This is a genomic window from Actinacidiphila glaucinigra (assembly GCF_035918135.1).
In the GTDB taxonomy this organism is placed as follows: domain Bacteria; phylum Actinomycetota; class Actinomycetes; order Streptomycetales; family Streptomycetaceae; genus Actinacidiphila; species Actinacidiphila glaucinigra.
Genome location: NZ_CP109145.1, coordinates 172,733 through 190,557, shown reverse-complemented (window position 1 = coordinate 190,557; position 17,825 = coordinate 172,733). Strand labels below are relative to the sequence as shown.

Below are 17,825 nucleotides of genomic sequence, written 5' to 3'. Positions count from 1 at the left end.
GGACAGGAGCCTGGCGGCGATCTGGCCCGCCTGGCGTGATGGGCGGTGTGAGGTGCCAGGGCCCGGCACGGTCTTTCGGGGTGGCGTCCCGGCACGGGGGAATGCGGTGCTGCTGCGGCGGTGGGTTAGTGACGTGCCGGGCCGACACAGCCCGGAAGTGACTGTGTTGCTGCACGCTGCGCCGGATCGTGTGCGTGGGGAAGGCCGGTCGGGGCTGGCCGGCGACGCGCTGCGGCACCTGCGGCCAGTTGGGCGGTGACGGCGCGCAGCCGGTCCTGCGGGCCAGCGCTGTCCTGCTGGGTGTGCAGTTCGGGGAAGAGGCTGGCCAGTTCGACGGCCGCGCGACGGAGAGCGGACGCTTGCTTCGCGGGACCGTCGCCGTGCGGCCGGTCTCCAGCGTCTGGTGAGTCGGTCGTTTGCGGGGCCGTGGTGTGCTCGAGGTGAGCGGCATGATCGGAGAAGAAGTTGACGGCGCGCTGAGCGCTACCAAAGGTGGCAACCGCCAAGTGGCGGAGGGCGCTGGCGTGGGCCTGCGCAGCGAGCGTGGTGTACGGCCCGGTTGGTGCGCTCACGGGTGAGGTCAGTCGGCCGAGGACGCTGTAGACGGCCGCCAGCCGGTCCGCGCGCAGCTGTCGGTACACGGCGTTCGCGGCAGCCTGGGGAATATGGGAGTCGACCGCGGCATCGGCGGCGAGCGCGGCAGCCATGTCCTCCTTATGCAGCGCCTGCCACGCGTCGGGGTGTGCCGCCATCCACGCTTGGGCGTACGCGTCGACAGCAAGGGGGCTGCGGCGGACCGCGGCATCTGGTGACTCGGCCAGACCGGCAGCAATTCCGAAGGCGTCGTCAATGCCAGCGGCGGCGAGCGCGTCGTGCGTGACGTCGATGTGGTCCCTGCGGTCCCAGTCGACGCGGTGGAGGATCCGGGCTGAAGTGAAGGCGCGTGCGGCCTGGAAGGCCTCGGCAGCCTGCTGCCGGCGTGACTGTCCGTGAGGCTGCGAAGCATCCACGGTCCAGTCCCGTGCGGTGTCGGCCATGATGGGCTCCAGCACCGCCCGCAGCCGTTGCGCCCCGGGGTCGCGCGCTGACAGCTCAGTCAGCATCTGATCGGCGAACAATGCCAGGCGCGGATCGTCGACTCCCGCCAGGCGCAGGATTTGCCAGTGCGCGACCAGTTCTTCCGTGTCAAGTCGGCGCAACTCGCGGCGGGAGAGCATGGTGATGCTCAGCGCCTGTTGCGCCGCGAGCTGGAAGGCGTCCAGCCACAGTTGCCCCTTGAGCGGCCGGGTTTCCTCGGCGTTGAGGATGTCGGCGGCACGTTCCACCAGGGTGAGGGACCCCAGACGCACCATCGCTTCCAACGTGGCGCTGGCCCATTGCCCTGCGGTGCCTCGGTTCGGCTCGGTGGGGCGCATGACGGTGGATGCCGCATGGTCAGCGTCCGGGTAGCGGGCTGGCCCGGTCAGACGGTGTTGCAGCCATGCGACTTCCGCGGCGCGGAGCAGCCCCGAATGGATCTCGCTCACTGTTTCGTCGCCCAGTGCGCGTTCGGCGACGACGTCGTCGTGAAGGCGCGCAGGGCTCAGTTCGACGTCCTGGCCGTCGGTGGTCTCGGCGACGATGCCGATCGGGTGCTGTGGGGTGTCATGGTGCAGGAGGTGCTGCCATGCAGCCGAGGCGCTGGGAAAGACCGCGACGGGGCGGTGTGAGCCGTCCGGCATGGAGAGCCGGTACCGGTAGCGGGTCCCGGGGCGGATGCCGCCCGCCCGGGCGAGGTGTTCTAGGGATTCCCGCTCGCGGGCGTTGATCATGCTGAGGAGTTCCTCGGCTTCTCCCAGCAGCCTTGGCCCGTCGGGCTCGGCCATGAGTTGCGCGGCCAGCTTGCCCGCGGGCCCGCTGGGGGGGTGATTCGCGGACGATGGCTTGCTGCGGCGTAGCGCCGACAGGAGTTCTTCACCGCCGGCGGCCCGATGGTCGGCCCAAAGCGCGAGGAGGAGCAGCAATCTTGCGCCGTCGGGCTGCGTGCGTCCTGCGATGACGTCGATGGCGCGGGCTGCCTCGGGCGATGTGAGGCTGTGCAGTTGGGTGAGGGCGCGGGAGACCGCCCCCGGTGCTGGGTCGGTGTGGAATGCGGACACGATGCGATCCGCGCTCGCCAGGAGGGCGGATAGTTCAGGCGACGGGATCACGTGGTTAGGCCTTCCGAAGCAGGTCGGGATGGGCGGGTGAGGCCGGGCGTTGGTTGGGTGCTTGGTCTGGTCGAATGGCCAGCAGGAGTGCGCACACGGCCGCGGCCGCCAGCGGTACCGCAAATGAGCCGGTCAAAGGGCCCGCGAGCGCGGTTCCCCCCGCGGTGCCCAGGCGGAGTGCGCTGGTCATCCAGCCAGTAGCTTCGGTTGAGGTACCCGGCGGGGCGAGGGCAGCGACAGCAAGCGAGCTCGCGGTCAAGAGCGCTACGAACACAGCTCCCGGAAGCACCACCAGAGCGAGGATCAACAGGGGTGGGGCGGGTGTCAGCAGGGGGATCCAGCAGGCGGTGAACACGGCTGCGGGTGCGAACAACTGCCGCACTCCGCGACGGGTGGTGCGGGCAGGGAGCCGTGCGAATAGAGCGGCTCCGCAGATCCCTGCAGCGGAAAAGGCAGCGGGGATGCCTCCGGCGAGCCAGGCCGCCTGACTGCGGCCAGCGGCGGTGATTGCGGCGACGTCCAAGGCGCCAGCGGTGGCGCCCAAGAAGACCATCGCTATAAGAACAGGGCGCATGCCTCGGGGCCGAAGAGCCCCGAGCCGGTCCGGACGGCGCGTCGGCGAGCCGCGCCAGATGCGGGCCGGGGGAGTAGACATGAACACTGCGGTGCCGAGAGCGGTCATCACTGCGGCAACGGTCAGGGCTGCTGCGGGCGACAGCCATGTGACGGTAGCGATCGCCAGAGCTGGACCTGCGACGTAGACGACCTCTTGGGTGGCAGAGTCCAAAGCGATCGCGGTCCGTACATGTGCGGTGTCTGGAAGCACTGTCGGCCATAGTGATCGCTGAGCGCCCTCCAAGGGCGGGCAGCCGGCTCCGGCCAGGGCCGCGCAGCCCACCGCGAGCCAAAGGCTGGCGGTGCCTACGAGCGCGAGCGTGCCGAGAGCGGTGGTGACGAGCGCGGCTCCGGCCAGACACGGCCAGAGCAAGCCGTGCACATCGCTGATGCGCCCCAGCAGCGGAAGGCCGACCGCCGGCGCGACGCCGTACACACCGGCGAGCAAGCTCGCCGCCGGCAGGGGCAGCCCCTCGCGAGTGGCGAGAAGAAGCAGTGTGATCGGGGCCATGCCCAGCGGGAGACGCCCGGCCACCGATGCGAAGAGCAACCGGGCGCAGTGGTGGTGCGCGAGCACCATACGGAACGTGGGTGGCCGTTCGGTGCCCGGGACACCACGATCGGAGGCCGTGTGCGTGCGGTCAGGGGTTGCAAGCGCCATCGCATGCTGCCTTCGGGGAGCGGGTACCCGCTGGCCGCCCGTACGGGGCCGAGGGGGACCGGCGCGCACCGTACGGGCGGCAAAGGGCCAGCGGCAGGAGGCTTGACCGCTGTGATCAGTAGCCCACCAGGAGGCAGCCTGAGCCTCAATGTGCAATCCCTGTTGGCGGTCCGCGACTGTCCGTAGTTCCGTCAGACGATTCGAGAACTATCGCTTGTGTCCCGCCTGGGGATCTTCGGCTCCCGGGTCGGCTGGCTCCAAGACGCGAAGTTTCAGCAGCGGTGCTGCTGCGAGGTGCCGTACACGCCCAAGGCGCAGAGATCTGCTGGCTAACGCTGGCGGAGGGGTAACAGGGTTCGGGCATTCTGGACACGCGGAGTACCGAAGTGCGCTACACCATGAAGGTGAGCGATCCCGGCGGCGAAGCCGACAAATTCCGCGCGGCACTGGTTCGTGGCCGAGAGGCTGTGGACCGTTTCACAACAACGTGGCTCTCCCAGGGCAATCCCACCTGGCCCGAGGAGACTGCCACCGTCCTGCTCCTCATGGCGGCCTACCCAGTGTGGCGATACGCCGCATTCACGCACTTCGAGGAGCGGCGCCTCGGCGCCGACTGGGCCTGGTGGTTCGTGGACTCAGCCACCGGTGAAGCGTTCGGGATGCTGGTTCAAGCCAAAAACCTCAAGCGGGTTGGGGTCAGTGGATGGAAGGTTGACTACTCGTACAGCGGCGGCCGCCAGCTGGACGACTTGCTGTACGCCGCGGACGCCCTCAGGATGCCGGCCGCGTACGTCCTGTACTGCGGCGACTCTCAATATAGAAGCTCGTTGGTGTGCGACCAGCAGCACCCTGAGCGCAGCGTTCTGTGTACGCAGGATCCACGGGCCGGTGTCAGCCTGCTGCCAGCGATGCTTGCCGCCTATCTGACGGGTACTTCTCCGCGAGACCTGGCGGCCGTGTCCATGCATGCTTCGACGCCTCTCGAAGACTTCGCCATGTGGTCGAGCCAGCCCTGGTATCGCGCCGGCGACGTATACCTCGATGACGTTGCGCGAGAGATCCTGACGAGGAGTCAGCGGGGTGTTCGACTTGTGGCCAAACGGTTGCTGATGGCGCTCGCGGATCACCGGAAGGGCCACTTCGCAGCAGGGACGCTCAGCCGCTCGCGCTTGGACGTGGACGATGCGGTCTTCGACGACGGGTTGTCTGACGACCGGGGGCACTACTCGCGCCCGTACGTCCCCCATGTGTTGCGCGGACTTCGCCGGTCCCTGCCGGGCTATGTGCGAGAGGCCATGGACACTCGGCGTATCCCTGAAGGTCCGGAGTACCAGCACCTTGCGGGGATCACCGTTGTGAAGGTCTGACGGCGAGGGTCGGTCCCCCGTCATTCTGGGCTTGCCTCCGGTTGTTCGCCAGTGTTCGGCGGACCTGCCCTCAGAATCGAACGCCTGTATGAAGGATTAACGCCCCACACCTCACGAGACTTGGGGTTGTGGTAGCCGTTCGTGCACTCACCCAGCCACATACGGCCGATGCGTTCGATGCCGCGGGAGAAAGCGTCGTGCCAGAGATACGGGCCGGCGGCAGCATCGTCTTCAGTGCCATAGGCGGACTCCCACCCGGTCCAGAGCGCGGTGAGTTCGGCGACTACGCCTCCGTGTTCCCACCAGCAGGCATGGGGAAGCTGTTCGGTGGTGAGCTCGTACTGGTCTGCGATTCTGACCACCCAGGAGGTGAAGGCTGCCCACAAGCGGTCTCGCTCCTCGGCCTGGAGGTCGTGCCACACCACGGGCGCTCCCGGCACTCGGGCGTCACTCCCGCCAGCGGTTCCAAGTTGGCTGGAGGACCCGGCGACGGATCGTGCATCTTCGAGCCGGGCCAGTCGGGCGGCGAAAGTCGTCAACTCATCGTTGATGCTCTCCAGCGCGCTGAATAGCGGTTCGAGAGGATCAGGCACAGCGAACCTCCCCGAAGGCGGCCGCGACCCGAGCCCGGCGGTTCCGTTCCGCGTCATTGACGCGATGGCCTTGACGCCGCTGCGTCATGCGTTCCGGCAACGCGCACGTGGAGGTGTGGAGTGAGGTGCGGGAGTCAACTGCGGGCATGATTGTTCACCTTGGCCAGGGCCTCCTCGGTGGCGGCTGCGATTTCCTTGGCGCGTGGGCCTTCGTGGATACGCTCGAACTTCACACGGGTGACGGGCGTGCGGCGGTGGACAACCAGGCCCTCCCGTTCCTTGATCTGCCGGATGTCGCCGGGTTCGAGAACTGCGCGCCGCCTGGTCGACACGCTCACCGAGGCGCGGTCCCCGTCGTCGCTGATCGATTCGGTGTCCTCTTCGAACTCGCCGGCGAGGGCGCTGTAGGATTTGAGTTCCTGCTCGTCTGACACACCACCCAAGATGATCTTGACGGTCGCGGCAGCGAACATCTTCCGCACGCCAATCTGGCCCCACCTCTCCTCAGCTTGCGCGAGGTTCTGCAGAACAGCTGCCATGAAGATGTTCTGACTGCCACTGACTGACATCAGCGACGGGATCTGCGGGAGGGGAGCGACGTTCGCCAACTCGTCGCCGAAGAGCGCGAACGGTGGGTCCAATCGACCGTTGGGCTTGCGCGCTGCGATGACCTTCGCTGTGTCCAGGATGGCTCGACTGAAGGCCGCCATGATGGGTGCGAGGCTGGAGCCCTCCTCCTCTTCCCCAATGAGGAAGAGCGTGCCGCCCTTGGTCAGCCACTCGGTGATGGAGAAGTTCTCGGAGTCGCTCGCGCTGTGTCCGAAGATCCCAGCGACTTTCTGGTCGTAGAGCGCGAGGACGGATTGTTCGGCGGTGCGCCAGCTTGCCGACCGTTCCTCGGGGGCCGCGGCGTGCTGGGCCGCGAGGGCGCGGGCGAGGTTCGGCTGTCCGTGTCGGGCGAGGATGTCGACCGGCTGACGCTCGGTCGGAGCGGTCGCCCAGCGCAGGATGTCCATCGCGCTGAGGTCCTCAAGCGCGGCGGCGTGAAGCCAGCACGTGAGCAACATTTGCGCGTTCATGACGAAGTATCCGCCGTTCTTCGTGCCCTCGTCACTCTTGGTCGTGGCAGTCAGCGTTTCGGCACGTTTGCGGGCGACGGTGAAGTCCTGACAGCCGTCGACAAGGCTCCACTGAAGCTGAAGGGGCCATCCCGACAGGCCGGTGGGGTCGAGGACCATGACCGGCCCGTACTTCTCGCGGGACCGTGCTGTCGCGTAGAGCACATCGGTCTTGGAGGAGGTCGCAAGTACGGATCCTGGGAAGTCGAGGATCCACGGAATGATCAACTGGCTGGTTTTGCCTTCACGGGGAGGAGCGATGATGAGGGCGGTCTCCTCGAAGGGGACGTACAGCTTCACCCCGGTGGGGATCGCTGTGCCACAGAAGACTGCAACCTCGGTCACGGGCACGTCCGCAACCTGTGGCGAACGGCCGCCACGGCGGGCTGGCCTGTACGCCTTCCCCAAGTTGGGTTTCGGGCGGCTCAGGCTCGGCCTGAGGGCGCTGAGTCGGGACAAGGCCTTCGCCTCGCCCATGGCCTCTTCCAGCTGGATCCGGGTAGCGAGTCCATCGAGGCCTTCGTGGCGACTGGCCGTCCAGCGTCGCCATCCGGCGCGTGCTCCCCAGCTTGTCCCCGCCGCGCTGGCAATGAACAGCGGGTAGAAGGTGTACGGACCTCCAACGCCGGCTTCAGCAGGGAACGCGTCCTGCGGCCGCAGCGGGGCGGCCACAAGCTTCGCTAGGGCAGGTGCCGCATCACCCCAAGACACGCTGGCCAGGGCGCCGTGTGCCAGGAGGCCGGAGGTCAGGGCTGCGATCCACACCCAAAGGGTAAATGCGAGGGCGCCAGCGCACAGAGCGATCCACCACGCGTCCTTGTACAGGTGAAGGCGATTACCCGAGTGCGGGGTCACGACTTTAGCCACTACGCGGCCACCTCCCGGGCAACATACGAGCCGTCAGCGCTGGTGACGGGAATCGTGAACCGTTCCTGCTCCTGCGGCATGCGGGCAGCTCGCCCGCGAACCACCGCACGGTCACCCGCGGTTGTACGATGCGCGCCGGGGGTGGGCCGGTGAGCATGGAGTTCAGACGGGTCGAGGTGTGGTTCGGTGCTCAGGGGGAGACATGGCAGCATTCGCGGCTGACCCCTGTGGACGTCGGGACCTGTGATGAGTGCGGCCGGGTTCGCGTCTTTCAATGGCATCGCTACGCGGAGGTACGGAACCGCACCCGCTGCCCATGCGGGCACAAGCGGAATACGGTTCAGAAGCAGCAGATGCTCTTCATCGACCGCTTGGAGGCGCTGACCCCCACGATTCCGCTTGAAGATGTGATCTTCTGGCATGCCGGTGGCCATAGCGCGATTGGGCGGATGCCCGGGACCGATCGATGGAAGGGCTACAAGCTGGGGAACTTCGCCCTTGGCGACGAGACGCCTACGTGGGTCTACTTGATCGCCTTCCCGGATTGGTGCGGCGAACGGTTCGTCAAGATTGGGATCGGCCTTGACCGGCGGATACAAGACCACACGGACCAGGGGGGTGTGGTGCTGCAGAAAGTCAAGGTGCCTCGTTGGCAGGCACGGATCATTGAGCGCCTGGTCTTGCGCGAGCATCCTCGGCAACGCCCGAAGGTGCCACTGCCGCAGTTCGGCGATACGGAATGTCTGGTGTGGGCGGCGGCTGACAGGATCCGTCTGCAGGCCCTGGTCACGATGACCGCTGGCCTCAAGCCGTCGCATCAGGAGGCGGCACCGCGGCGCACGTAGGAAGGCGTTTGTCGGGCCGCTGTACCAGCGCAGTGTCCTCTCGAAGTCGTGCTGGCGCGGCCTCATCGGGGCACCGCCCGAGGGAGCATTGCAATGACGGGCGCGGCCGCGGCAGCGTTGCCTGGCTTCGCCTTCTCGGTCATCTTGCGGTTGGTGTTCGTGAGGCGGGCCTCGGTGCCGCTGCGGATGTGTTCGACCAGATGGATTCTGTTCCCAACCTGCCATACAGCCCGGCCGGGGGAGCAGCGGCTGGCTCCGTCGACGAGTGCTTCGCGGGCCCAGTCCGGTAGCTGAAGGTAGTCCGCTGTGATGTCGGCTTCTGCCTTGTCCATGTGGTATAGAACGCGGGTGGCGGTGAGCTTGAGAATGGCTGCTGCTTCGGGCGCTTCCTCGACCTGCAGGTCGCCGAGGTGGTGCAGGATGGCCCAGAAGCTCAGCCCCAGGCGGCGGCCGTAGCGGACGAATTCTTCGAACAGGCGGGCCACTGGGCGGTGGCTGAGGATGTGCCAGGCCTCTTCGACGATCAGCGTGCGCTTGACGGTGTCTCCGGGTTTGATCCATGCGTGCCGTAGCCAGGGACCAATGACACTCATCAAGAGCGGCATGGCCTCGCCCTCGCGGGGAAGCTTGGTGAGGTCAAAGACGATGAGGCGTGCGTCGAGGTCGATGCCGGGTGTGGTCGGGCCGTTGAACAGGCCGGCGAGGTCGCGGGTGGCACTGCACAGCTGGTCCATGACCAGCGAGGCTGGCTGCCCCCAGGTGACCATGTCCGGGATGCCGATTTCGCGCTTGCCGAGCATGGCGGGCTTCGGGTTGGTGAGGGCGTCGTGGATGTCGGTGAGGACTGGGACCCGTTGCTGTTCAGAGGCTCGAACACGGGCGGCGTCGTGGGCGACGGCAAGGGCGAATGCCCCTTCGGAGGTAAGGGGGCCACCGAGGATTTCCGCCATCGAGCAGAGGATCTTGTACTGGTACTGAGCTGGGATCCGAGGATCGAGCGGGTTGAGTCGGACTCCTTCGCCTTCCTCACCGCCGTAGACGAGGCGGATCGGCGTGACGCCGAAGGCCCGCGCGATGCTGTCCCACTCACCGACACCGTCCTCGCCCTGGGCGTCGAGGATGGCGAAGCTGCGGTCGCGGAAGCGGAGCTGCCGCAGTACGTAGCACTTCTCCAGGCTGGACTTGCCGAAGCCTGACTTCCCCAGGACCAGGACGTGGCCGCTGGGGAGGCGTTCCCTCGCGGAGGGGTCGTAGAGGATGAACGGGTCGTAGATGTATGCCGCGCCAGAGTAGATCTCCCTGCCGATGATCACGCCTCGGTGGTCGGAGGAGGGAGCTCCCACGGCCGGGTAGAGCGCGCAGGCAGTGGCTGAGGTGGTGCGCAGAGCGCGACGGCGGGTCTGTGTCTGGGACCGAAGGAGTTCGAGCATCGTCGATCAGTCCTGTAGGAGGCCAGAGGCCAGGGGAAGAGTGTTTGCGAAGGCCCGGTACTGCTCGAGGTCACACCATTCGATGGCGAGCTGGCTCTTCACGGCGGCTGCTCGGACGGTGTTGCGATGTTGGACCAGGAGGTCGGGATTGGGTGAGGTGACGGTTACCCAGCCGGTGAGGCGGATCCCGACAGCGCCGTTGGCCAGGTCGTGCATGGTGGAGGCTGCCGCGCTGAGCTCTCGCTCCTCCCTCGGGTCGGCGATCTTTCCGGGGCTCCGGTCGGCCTGACCGGCTTCGTTGGTGACGTCGGCCATCGCGTCCTGGAGGGCCTTATCCGCAGGCAGGAGCCGCATGGTGACGCCGACAGTGAGGATCACGTCGGAGACATGCAGCAGCAGGGGTGCGAGGAAGTTGACGCCAACCGGGAGGATGGGGAAGGTCTTGACCCACGCGGTGGCGCTGTACCACGGAGTGGCTCCCTCCCAGGAACGGGCGGCCATACGGGTGGGTTCACGAGCGTCCATCTCAGCGGGCCAGCAAGTCGCCCGGTCCATGCCGCGGGTGTCGGCGATCCAGTGATCGGGGGCGTAGCTGTGATGGATGAGGGACGCCAGAGCGGGTTCGTTGAGGTTGCGCACCCATCTCAGTTGGGCGTTGGAGAGGGTGCGGATGAACTGCTCGACTTCCTTCCCGAGGAGTTCGCCGTAGCCGTCGTGGAGGGTCCGGTACTGCAGTGCCTCTGCTGCGAGGTCGGGGGTGTAGGGGATGCCGAGGACGAGGTACAGGCGGCGGTCCTCGGCGTGGACGGAGACGGTATCGACGAGCTGGTCGTAAGAGTCGGTCAGCCAGGAGGGTGCGGTGGGCTCGCGGCGTGCGGCAGCGTCGTGGGCGTGCGCGTTGGGGTCGACGGGCAGGAGCCGGGCGAGCCATTGCAGGTGGGTGATGCGGCCGCCGGATTCGGCGGTGCCCTTCAGGAGGTACTCGTAGGCGGCAACCAGGGCCTCTTTGTCGGCGCTGTCGAGGCCGCCAAAGTTCTTGGCTCCCTCGACTTCGATGGCGGCGGTGAAGACTGCCTCGTTCGGCTGGAGCAGGACTGTGATGTCGCCGTATGCGGTGTGCGCGGTGATCCACTCGAGGTCTCCTGGTACGCCGGCAGGCTGCGCTACCGGCTCGGGTCGACCGTCTCTGCGGCGGCCGCTCAGGGGCGCAGTCGAGCGGTATAGCAGGTTGCCGTCGCGTTGCAGCCTGCGGTAGGTGCGGCGGATCTCGTACCAGCGCAGAAACGTGCGGCCCTTGTAGGGCACGACTGTTGCCCAGAGTGTCGCGCCGGCGGTCAGCAGGCTTGCCGGGATCTTCAGCACGGCAGTGGGGAGCGTCGCGAAGAGCAGGACGGTCAGCACGATCCCCGCGAAGAGGACCAGTTGCTCGTCAGCTTCGAAGCGACGCCCGAGCAGGCCGCGGGGTCGCGGGCGAGGGAAGGAGAACACTCGGGCCATCGCTGATCCTTCATCCATCGGGGCGGGGGAGGCAGTACGGGGCACGCCGGTGGGCGTGCGCTAAGCCACGGGCGCTGGAGCAGGGGGCGTTGGTACGGAGGGCGGGGTCGGCGGAGGCGCCGGCGGAGGTGTGGGGGGTGCAGGCCTTGGCCCGGGCGGGGGTGTGGCGGGCGGGCGCTGGGGTCCTGGACCGGGTCCCGGTCCGCCGTCTTGCGGGCCGTCTCCTCCGCCTGTCTGCGGCCCTTCGGGGGAAGGGCCGCTGCCCTGGCCGGGCCCGTCGGATCCGCTGGCTTGCGGCTCCCCTCCGGCGTTTTCGGTGCCGGACTCGATGGCTTCTGTGGTCTGCTCGCGTGCGTCGTCGACGCCGTCCTTGATGGCGCTGGCCGCTGCGGCCGGTCCTGCTGCTTCGGCGCCGGGTGCGCCGCCACCGCCCTTGCGTTTGGCAGCGGACGCCTTCATGTCATTGTCGGCGTCTTGCATGCCCGCCTTGGTGCTGCGGTGCCGGGCGGCTGCATCGCTCTTCATTTGGTGCATGTTCTGCAGTTCATCGCCGACCAGGGGCAGCCACTTGGCGATCTGGAACGGCATGATCAGCGCCATGTAGAGGAGGGCGCAGAAGGTGATGAGCACTCCCATGGCCTGCGGGATGCTCAGGCGGTTGAAGTCGATGCCGTCGAGGAGAGCGCCGGCCAGAGCCAGTGCGAGGTAGATGCCGAATTTGCTGGCGATGAGCCCGCCCATGATTCCGGCCCACCGGCGGGTTGCGCTCCACAGATCCTTGTCGACCAGGCCACCGAAGACGACGGGCCCGCAGATCAGGCCCATGAGGATCATGGCGTTGCGGACGACGAGCATGACCCACAGGCCCAGGATGGCGAGAACGATCGCCATCAGGATGGGGATAGTGATGATTGCCGCGGCGGGCACGGTACTGGAGATATAGACGAGGACGCTGACGATGGCTGCGCCGCCGGAGATGACCTCGGGCAGGTAGTCGCCGAGGATGGCGTTTGCCGCAGTGTCGGAGAAGTCCACTGCGTAGGCGACGACGGCGGGGGCGAAGGCGGAGACCGTGACGGACAGCATGAGGTAGCCGATGTTCTCCATCAGCGCCTGCCCGAGTGATACGCCGCGGATGGCACGTTTCACTACGGAGATCAACCACATGATCATCGTCAGTGCCGCTGAGAGACCGAAGACCAGTGCGTACAGGCGCAGGAATCCGGGGTTTCCCCAGTCGATCTCCATCATGGTCAGTCACCCCCGCTCGGGGTGGGACCGGCGCCGGCTGCGGGTGACTCTTTGCCTGTGAGCTCCTCACCGAAGGCCTTGAAGAGGCCCTGGAAGCCCGTACGCAGGCGCTCGTCGATGTATCCCAGTGGGTCCGTGGCGAAGTCGATGGCGCTACTTGCGGAGTTGACCACGCTCTCAGCTCCCGATGCCTTGTACAGCCACTTCGACCCTTCCTCGACCTTCTGGCAGGCGTAGGCACCGCCTGGCAGATTGCACGGGTTGAAGGTGTCCCATCCGTCCGCGTGGGCGGCCGGACTGGGTGCCGCAACGCACGCGGTCGCGGCAAGGATGAGCACGAGGACGACGCGGGCGGCGAGACGGGACAGGGAGTTAGCCGGCATAGGGGGGAGCCTCGAATTCCGAGTTCGCGGACTGCATGACACCGGTCGACGAAGGAACGGAGTCGGTGGCGACCAGTGGAGTAGGCCCGTCCGAGCGTTTGATCGCCGCGACCTTCCAGTCGCCGGATCGCCATTGGAGGATCAGGGTGTACGTGGACCAGGTGGCGGACACCGGCATCGGTGAGTTGTCGCGGGGGACGCCCACGACTTCACTCATCCAGACGTCGACAGTGGCCGTCTCCGGCGTGTACGCGTCGGCCCGGGTGCCGAGCGGCGCCGAACGCATGACCATGTCGGGCGCGGTCTGCGTGGTGACGCCCAGAGCCTTGAGGAGCGCGCCGGTGGCTTGGTTGTCCTGCTCGAGTTGGCTCGGCAGCGACGCGGTGGCCATCACGGTCTGCAGCACTTGGCGGCGCAGGGCAGCTTCGGTGAAGTAGCCGGGACTGGACCGGGCGACCTGGTAGTTCACAGCGGCCGCCACTGCTCCCTGACGGCTGCGCGGGTATCCCACCGGCACGCCGTTCTTCACTGTCCGGGCTCGATTGCCGCTGCCGCTTCCGCCTGCCTGGGTTGTCGGCTTCGCGGCGGGGCCGGTCGCGGCTGTCGTGTCCGGTTGGCCGCCACCTTCGCACCTGGTCAGCAGGACACCGATCAGGAGCACGACCGCGAAGATCACCGCGCCGACCTTCAGACGGCGCCACGGAGAGGCATCTCCAGAGACTGGGGAGGCAGGTGTCTCCGGCGTCAGGCTGCGGGTCCCGGCCCGACCGGTTCTCGTTCCCGCCATCAGATGCCGAACCCGTAGACGATGCTGAAGAGCGTAGCCATGGACGCCACCGCGAAAAGCCCAAGCAGCGAATTCGCCACCATGGTCTGACCCTTCTTGGTCTCCATCGAGTTGTGCTGCTGATTGCCAACGCGGATATGCACGGCGCCAACGATGGCGCTGCCGAGCAGGTAGAGAACCGCCCCCGCCATGATGACGCCCACGATGACGCGGGCGCGGTCACCGAGAGCGCTGAAGACGTTCCAGTCAGGGGCGATCCCGTTGACCAGGCCGCCGATGCCCCCTGCCGCCATATCGACCAGCGTATGTGCTTGCACGAAATCCCTCCCAGGCTACGGAAGCCTGCCCCAGCGAGCCGAAGGTCACGGACATCCGATCGTCGTTTGCGGGGGAATCAGCGGCACACGAAAGGCCAGTACGACGTGCACCTTCCGGCAAATCCACTGCCTTTTTCAGTGGGTTGACGCACGGCCTATCGAATGTCATATATTGCAACGCGAGTTGTCGATTCCCCTGGTGCTGTCGCTCGGCGCCGACGTTAGCCGCGTAACGCTCGGCCCTGAACGAGAGCATTCGCAGGCCTGGGATGCCCGGGTACCCGGGACCACCCCATGGCACCGGAATTGCGATCCCTGTCCCACGGGGCGGGACACGCATCGACGACCGGGGGAAACCCGACATGAGCAAAGCCGCCGGCGCAGCGGTTGGTATGGCTGGCGCCCTGTGTGCCGTGCTGTTCATCCCGCTCCTCATGGGCGCGGGCGTTCGGCGAGACGGTCCGGCGTGGGAAGACAGCTGCGCACCAGCCGCCGCAACGCCACCCGTGGCAGGCCAGACCGCCGTCCCACGAGCCGGCGCCGAGCCGATATCGGTCCCGGTGAACCCGCAAGGCCCACAGAAGGCAGCCGCCTGGAAGACCGACCAGAAGAGCTGGGCCAGCGTCATCACCAACGTCGCCCGCAGCCGCGGGATGCCGCCCCGGGCTGCCGTCATCGGAGTGGCCACGGCCATGCAGGAATCCGGACTCCGCAACATCACCTATGGAGACCGCGACTCCCTGGGCCTGTTCCAGCAGCGGCCCTCGCAAGGATGGGGCACGGCCGCGCAGGTCACCGACGCTGTGCACAGCAGCAACAGCTTCTATGAACGGCTGGCGAAAGTCTCCCGGTGGCAGACCCGGCCCCTCACCGATGTCGCCCAAGCTGTACAGCGCTCAGCCTTTCCCGATGCGTACGCCAAGTGGGAGAAGTCCGCCGGCGACCTCGTTGCCGACTCCTGGGGCAACGCCGTGCTGACCGTGGCCTCCGGATGCTCCAGCTTGAGCGGTGACAGCTCCGGCGCGTGGGCACTACCGGTCGAGAACAGCAGAGTGACCACGCCGTACAAGGCTGGCGGAGGCATGTGGTCCTCAGGAAGCCACACCGGCATCGACTTTCCCGTCCCGACCGGGACCCGCGTCCAGGCCGTAGGCCGCGGCACCGTCGTGAAAGCCGGGCCCGGCGGAGCCTACGGCAACAACGTGGTGATCAAAATGAGCGACGGCCGCTACACCCAGTACGCCCACCTATCGCGGATCACTGTGGCTACCGGCCAAGCGGTCACCGCACGGCAGCAGATCGGACTGTCTGGGGCGACAGGCAACGTCACCGGTCCCCATCTTCACTTCGAGACGCGCACCGGGCCCGCGTACGGCTCGGACATCGACCCCGTCGCCTACCTCCGTAGCCACGGACTGTCAGTGTGACCAGCAACGAAAGGGGATTCCCGCCCCCTGGGCGGAACAGCATCATGAGCCTGATCACCAGAACGTACGACGTCCGCATCTTCGGTGACGGCCAGGTCCACGTTGACCATGAACCTCAGCACGTCCCGCTCGGCGTGGATCCAGCCCAGGTTGCCGTTCACGTCCTGCGGCTCCACGCAGCCAGCGGCGGAGCTGCGGTGACGGCCACGGTGCGCGACGACCGCAGCTCTGCCCAGTTCACGATGCAGGTGAATCCGGACGGAACCACGGAACCCCCAGCCGACGGCACCCTGGCAATGGCGGCGCCCACCGCATCGCCGCCCGCACGCCTGGCAGCAGCGCAGGCGGCTGGCCGTGCCCACGACTGGACTGTCGCCATTGCCGAAGCCAACGCGCTGCTCGAGGAGCTCTCCGCCGAACACGCAAGCACTGCGCCCCAGACACTCGAGGTTGCCCGCTTCCGTGCTGACCTTGCCTGGCTCAGCGGTGACTTTGCTTATGCCACATCTGCATGGGTGTGGCTGGCCCTCACGGCGCTCGATCAGAACGGACCGGGCAGTCAGACGACACGCGAGGCTGCCGGTAAAGCCGCCGCGGCCTGGATGCGGCTTCCACTCCCCGAAGCCCGCACCCTTGCCAAGGACCTGATGGCGATGCTCCTTGAGGTCGCGCCTCAAGAGCAGACCGTCGGCATGCGCCGCCAGATCGAAGGCCGAGTCAATGCCAGCGCATAGATGACCAAGCAGCAATTCCGACCAGGTGCACCAAGGAGGCGCTACCCTTCACTCTGGCTGTACCGGCAGACCCCCCCAACGGACGCGGGTACAGCGGAGTTGACTGTCCAGTCGAGGAGATGAGGGAGACCGTGAACCCCTGGCGTCCACTGCTGAGGGTCTTCCAGACGGTACTCGTCCTGGCTGCTGTCGTCCTCCTCGCCACGGGCATGTTCCTTGCATGGTCGGCTGGCGGGCTGGAAATCAAGGTCATCGAGACGTTCCTGCTGGGCGCGGCCGCCATCCTCGCACTGCACGTGACAGTCCGCATCGACACCGGAAGCTGGACCGGGCGCCGGCGCAACTGACGCTGCGGCGGCGAACCCGCTTCCTCACTCCGATCGGAGAAGAGGGGCCGGAACGCGCGTCGGACATCGCGAACGTGGCCGGCCGCGGCAGGTAGTGACGGCTGACGGGGTCGCCCCCCGGATGGCGTGTGTACTCTGCGAACGGCAACGACAGCGAAGCGAGCTGCGGGCACGCGGCGACCCGGCATCGTAGCTGTGCCGGGTCATCGTTCACCGTGTCACCGAGCCCTAGCCGTGCATTGTCGGCGAGGTGCCAGTCTCAGCTGTGAGCAGCTCCCATCCGTCCTCAGCGAGATCGCCGGAAATCTCCGGGAAACTAGCCGAGCAGCTGTGTCACCCCAGGGTCGTACCCCTCTCGCAGCTCAGTACCTGGCTGCACGTCCGTTCCCCGAAACCAGGGAGGACCAGGCGATCGTTCATGCGAACCTGCCGCGTCAGCGGGAGGCGGTGGGCCGTCCGGTTGAAGCGTGCGGCTGCCCACCGGGGTGCCCTTGCTGGTGGTGCGGCGTTGTGGGCGGGCGGTGGCGGCTCGGGGTTCCCGGCAACGCGGCGGGCTGGGTTGGGCGTCGGTCGCCGCGGTATACGGCGTCGAGGCCTCGGGCGGTGAGCTCCGCTTCGATGGCAGCGCGATCGAGGGAGGGCAACAGCGCGCGCCTCAGGAGCGCCGAGTTCGGGCCATCCGTTGTCGGTGCCATGCGGGCGACGCGCTCAGCCAGGAAGAAGACTTCCCGCCGGATGGCTTCGGCCCGCTCTGGACGGACCCCGACCAGGGCGTACCTGTCCGGTGAGACAGCGACCAGTTGGTGCAGCCGCTGGTACAGATTGTGATATGGCGCAGCAGCGTCCAGCTCAGGGGCGGCTTCGGCCTCGCGGTCCAAGGCGCGCTTGATGAACTTGCCGAGTGCCTCAACGCCCCAGTACTGCTCCTGGCTGTTCAGGTCCACCACATCGCGTGGATCCAGTCGGGACGGCCACTGCACCTGTTCTAGCGCGCGCATGAGGAGCGTGGCCATGCCGGTGACGGGTAGGTCCAAGCCCACGAGGCGTACCGGCGGGGCGTACTCCGCCATGCGTGCCAACGTCAGCAGGACCCCAGGCGTGTTGTCGTTCTGCTGCGGTCGGAACCAGAGCTCCCGGCGCGTGCCGGGATCGTCGCCGACCGGGCGTCGTACCTCGAAGCCGACTTGGGCCAGGGCCTGAGCTACGAGGTCCGTCACTCGCTCCGGATTGTGCTTCTCCGTCGTGGTCAGGGTGACAGATTCGGCGCGTCGTTGCAGGGCGCCGTAGCTGAGCAAAGCAAGGTCACCGTCGAGTGCGAAGCGCAGGCCCAAGGCCTCGTTCACCGCCGCAGCAGCGCATTCGGCGACTTCCCGAGCTAAGGAGATGTTCGGGATCAC

General features: G+C 67.1%; 16 protein-coding genes. 5 read left to right on the top strand and 11 right to left on the bottom strand.

Annotated elements, in window-relative coordinates; translation table 11 throughout:
• Positions 1 to 125: 125 nt before the first annotated feature.
• Both OIE69_RS44110 and OIE69_RS44105 read right to left on the bottom strand, forming a co-directional pair.
• Complete coding sequence (locus OIE69_RS44110; RefSeq protein ID WP_326581765.1) at positions 126 to 2,138, bottom strand: hypothetical protein; 2,013 nt, start codon at positions 2,136 to 2,138, stop codon at positions 126 to 128.
• Positions 2,139 to 2,193: 55 nt separating this feature from the next.
• A complete protein-coding gene (locus OIE69_RS44105; RefSeq protein ID WP_326581763.1) occupies positions 2,194 to 3,384 on the bottom strand; it encodes an MFS transporter in 1,191 nt (396 codons plus the stop codon).
• Between the two features lie 467 nt (positions 3,385 to 3,851).
• Between OIE69_RS44105 and OIE69_RS44100 the strand changes: the two genes are divergently transcribed.
• A complete protein-coding gene (locus OIE69_RS44100) occupies positions 3,852 to 4,832 on the top strand; it encodes a hypothetical protein (RefSeq protein WP_326581761.1) in 981 nt (326 codons plus the stop codon).
• 20 nt (positions 4,833 to 4,852) lie between these two features.
• On the opposite strand, the gene OIE69_RS44095 is transcribed toward OIE69_RS44100, so the two are convergent.
• Together OIE69_RS44095 and OIE69_RS44090 are read right to left on the bottom strand one after the other, a co-directional pair.
• Complete coding sequence (locus OIE69_RS44095) at positions 4,853 to 5,425, bottom strand: hypothetical protein (protein WP_326581759.1); 573 nt, start codon at positions 5,423 to 5,425, stop codon at positions 4,853 to 4,855.
• A 134-nt stretch (positions 5,426 to 5,559) separates the two neighbouring features.
• Positions 5,560 to 7,410, bottom strand: coding sequence for a type IV secretory system conjugative DNA transfer family protein (locus OIE69_RS44090; protein WP_326581757.1), 1,851 nt, complete (start codon positions 7,408 to 7,410; stop codon positions 5,560 to 5,562).
• Between the two features lie 353 nt (positions 7,411 to 7,763).
• On the opposite strand from OIE69_RS44090, the gene OIE69_RS44085 reads away from it, so the two are divergent.
• Complete coding sequence (locus OIE69_RS44085; RefSeq protein WP_326581755.1) at positions 7,764 to 8,255, top strand: hypothetical protein; 492 nt, start codon at positions 7,764 to 7,766, stop codon at positions 8,253 to 8,255.
• Between the two features lie 62 nt (positions 8,256 to 8,317).
• Here the strand turns inward: OIE69_RS44085 and OIE69_RS44080 are convergent, their stop codons facing one another.
• From OIE69_RS44080 to OIE69_RS44055, 6 genes are all read right to left on the bottom strand, one after another.
• The gene (locus OIE69_RS44080; protein WP_326581753.1) at positions 8,318 to 9,568 is read right to left on the bottom strand and encodes an ATP/GTP-binding protein; all 1,251 of its coding nucleotides are present in this window, start codon (positions 9,566 to 9,568) and stop codon (positions 8,318 to 8,320) included.
• Between the two features lie 123 nt (positions 9,569 to 9,691).
• Positions 9,692 to 11,182, bottom strand: a complete 1,491-nt coding sequence (locus OIE69_RS44075) for an SCO6880 family protein (RefSeq protein ID WP_326581751.1) — start codon at positions 11,180 to 11,182, stop codon at positions 9,692 to 9,694.
• 60 nt (positions 11,183 to 11,242) lie between these two features.
• Complete coding sequence (locus OIE69_RS44070; RefSeq protein WP_326581749.1) at positions 11,243 to 12,433, bottom strand: hypothetical protein; 1,191 nt, start codon at positions 12,431 to 12,433, stop codon at positions 11,243 to 11,245.
• A 2-nt stretch (positions 12,434 to 12,435) separates the two neighbouring features.
• Complete coding sequence (locus OIE69_RS44065) at positions 12,436 to 12,816, bottom strand: hypothetical protein (protein WP_326581747.1); 381 nt, start codon at positions 12,814 to 12,816, stop codon at positions 12,436 to 12,438.
• A complete protein-coding gene (locus OIE69_RS44060) occupies positions 12,806 to 13,492 on the bottom strand; it encodes a hypothetical protein (RefSeq protein ID WP_326581745.1) in 687 nt (228 codons plus the stop codon). The genes OIE69_RS44065 and OIE69_RS44060 overlap by 11 nt, the downstream gene beginning before the upstream one ends.
• A gap of 110 nt (positions 13,493 to 13,602) precedes the next feature.
• Positions 13,603 to 13,920: a hypothetical protein gene (locus OIE69_RS44055; RefSeq protein WP_326581743.1), complete on the bottom strand. Its 318-nt coding sequence runs from the start codon at positions 13,918 to 13,920 to the stop codon at positions 13,603 to 13,605.
• Positions 13,921 to 14,282: 362 nt separating this feature from the next.
• Between OIE69_RS44055 and OIE69_RS44050 the strand changes: the two genes are divergently transcribed.
• The 3 genes from OIE69_RS44050 (at position 14,283) to OIE69_RS44040 (ending at position 16,428) form a co-directional block, all read left to right on the top strand.
• Entirely contained in the window at positions 14,283 to 15,347 is a 1,065-nt protein-coding gene (locus tag OIE69_RS44050; RefSeq protein WP_326581742.1) for a M23 family metallopeptidase, read from the top strand.
• Between the two features lie 44 nt (positions 15,348 to 15,391).
• The gene (locus OIE69_RS44045; protein ID WP_326581741.1) at positions 15,392 to 16,081 is read left to right on the top strand and encodes a hypothetical protein; all 690 of its coding nucleotides are present in this window, start codon (positions 15,392 to 15,394) and stop codon (positions 16,079 to 16,081) included.
• 119 nt (positions 16,082 to 16,200) lie between these two features.
• Positions 16,201 to 16,428: a hypothetical protein gene (locus tag OIE69_RS44040; RefSeq protein WP_326581740.1), complete on the top strand. Its 228-nt coding sequence runs from the start codon at positions 16,201 to 16,203 to the stop codon at positions 16,426 to 16,428.
• A 434-nt stretch (positions 16,429 to 16,862) separates the two neighbouring features.
• Here OIE69_RS44040 and OIE69_RS44035 read toward each other — a convergent pair whose 3' ends face one another.
• A complete protein-coding gene (locus OIE69_RS44035; protein WP_326581739.1) occupies positions 16,863 to 17,825 on the bottom strand; it encodes a hypothetical protein in 963 nt (320 codons plus the stop codon).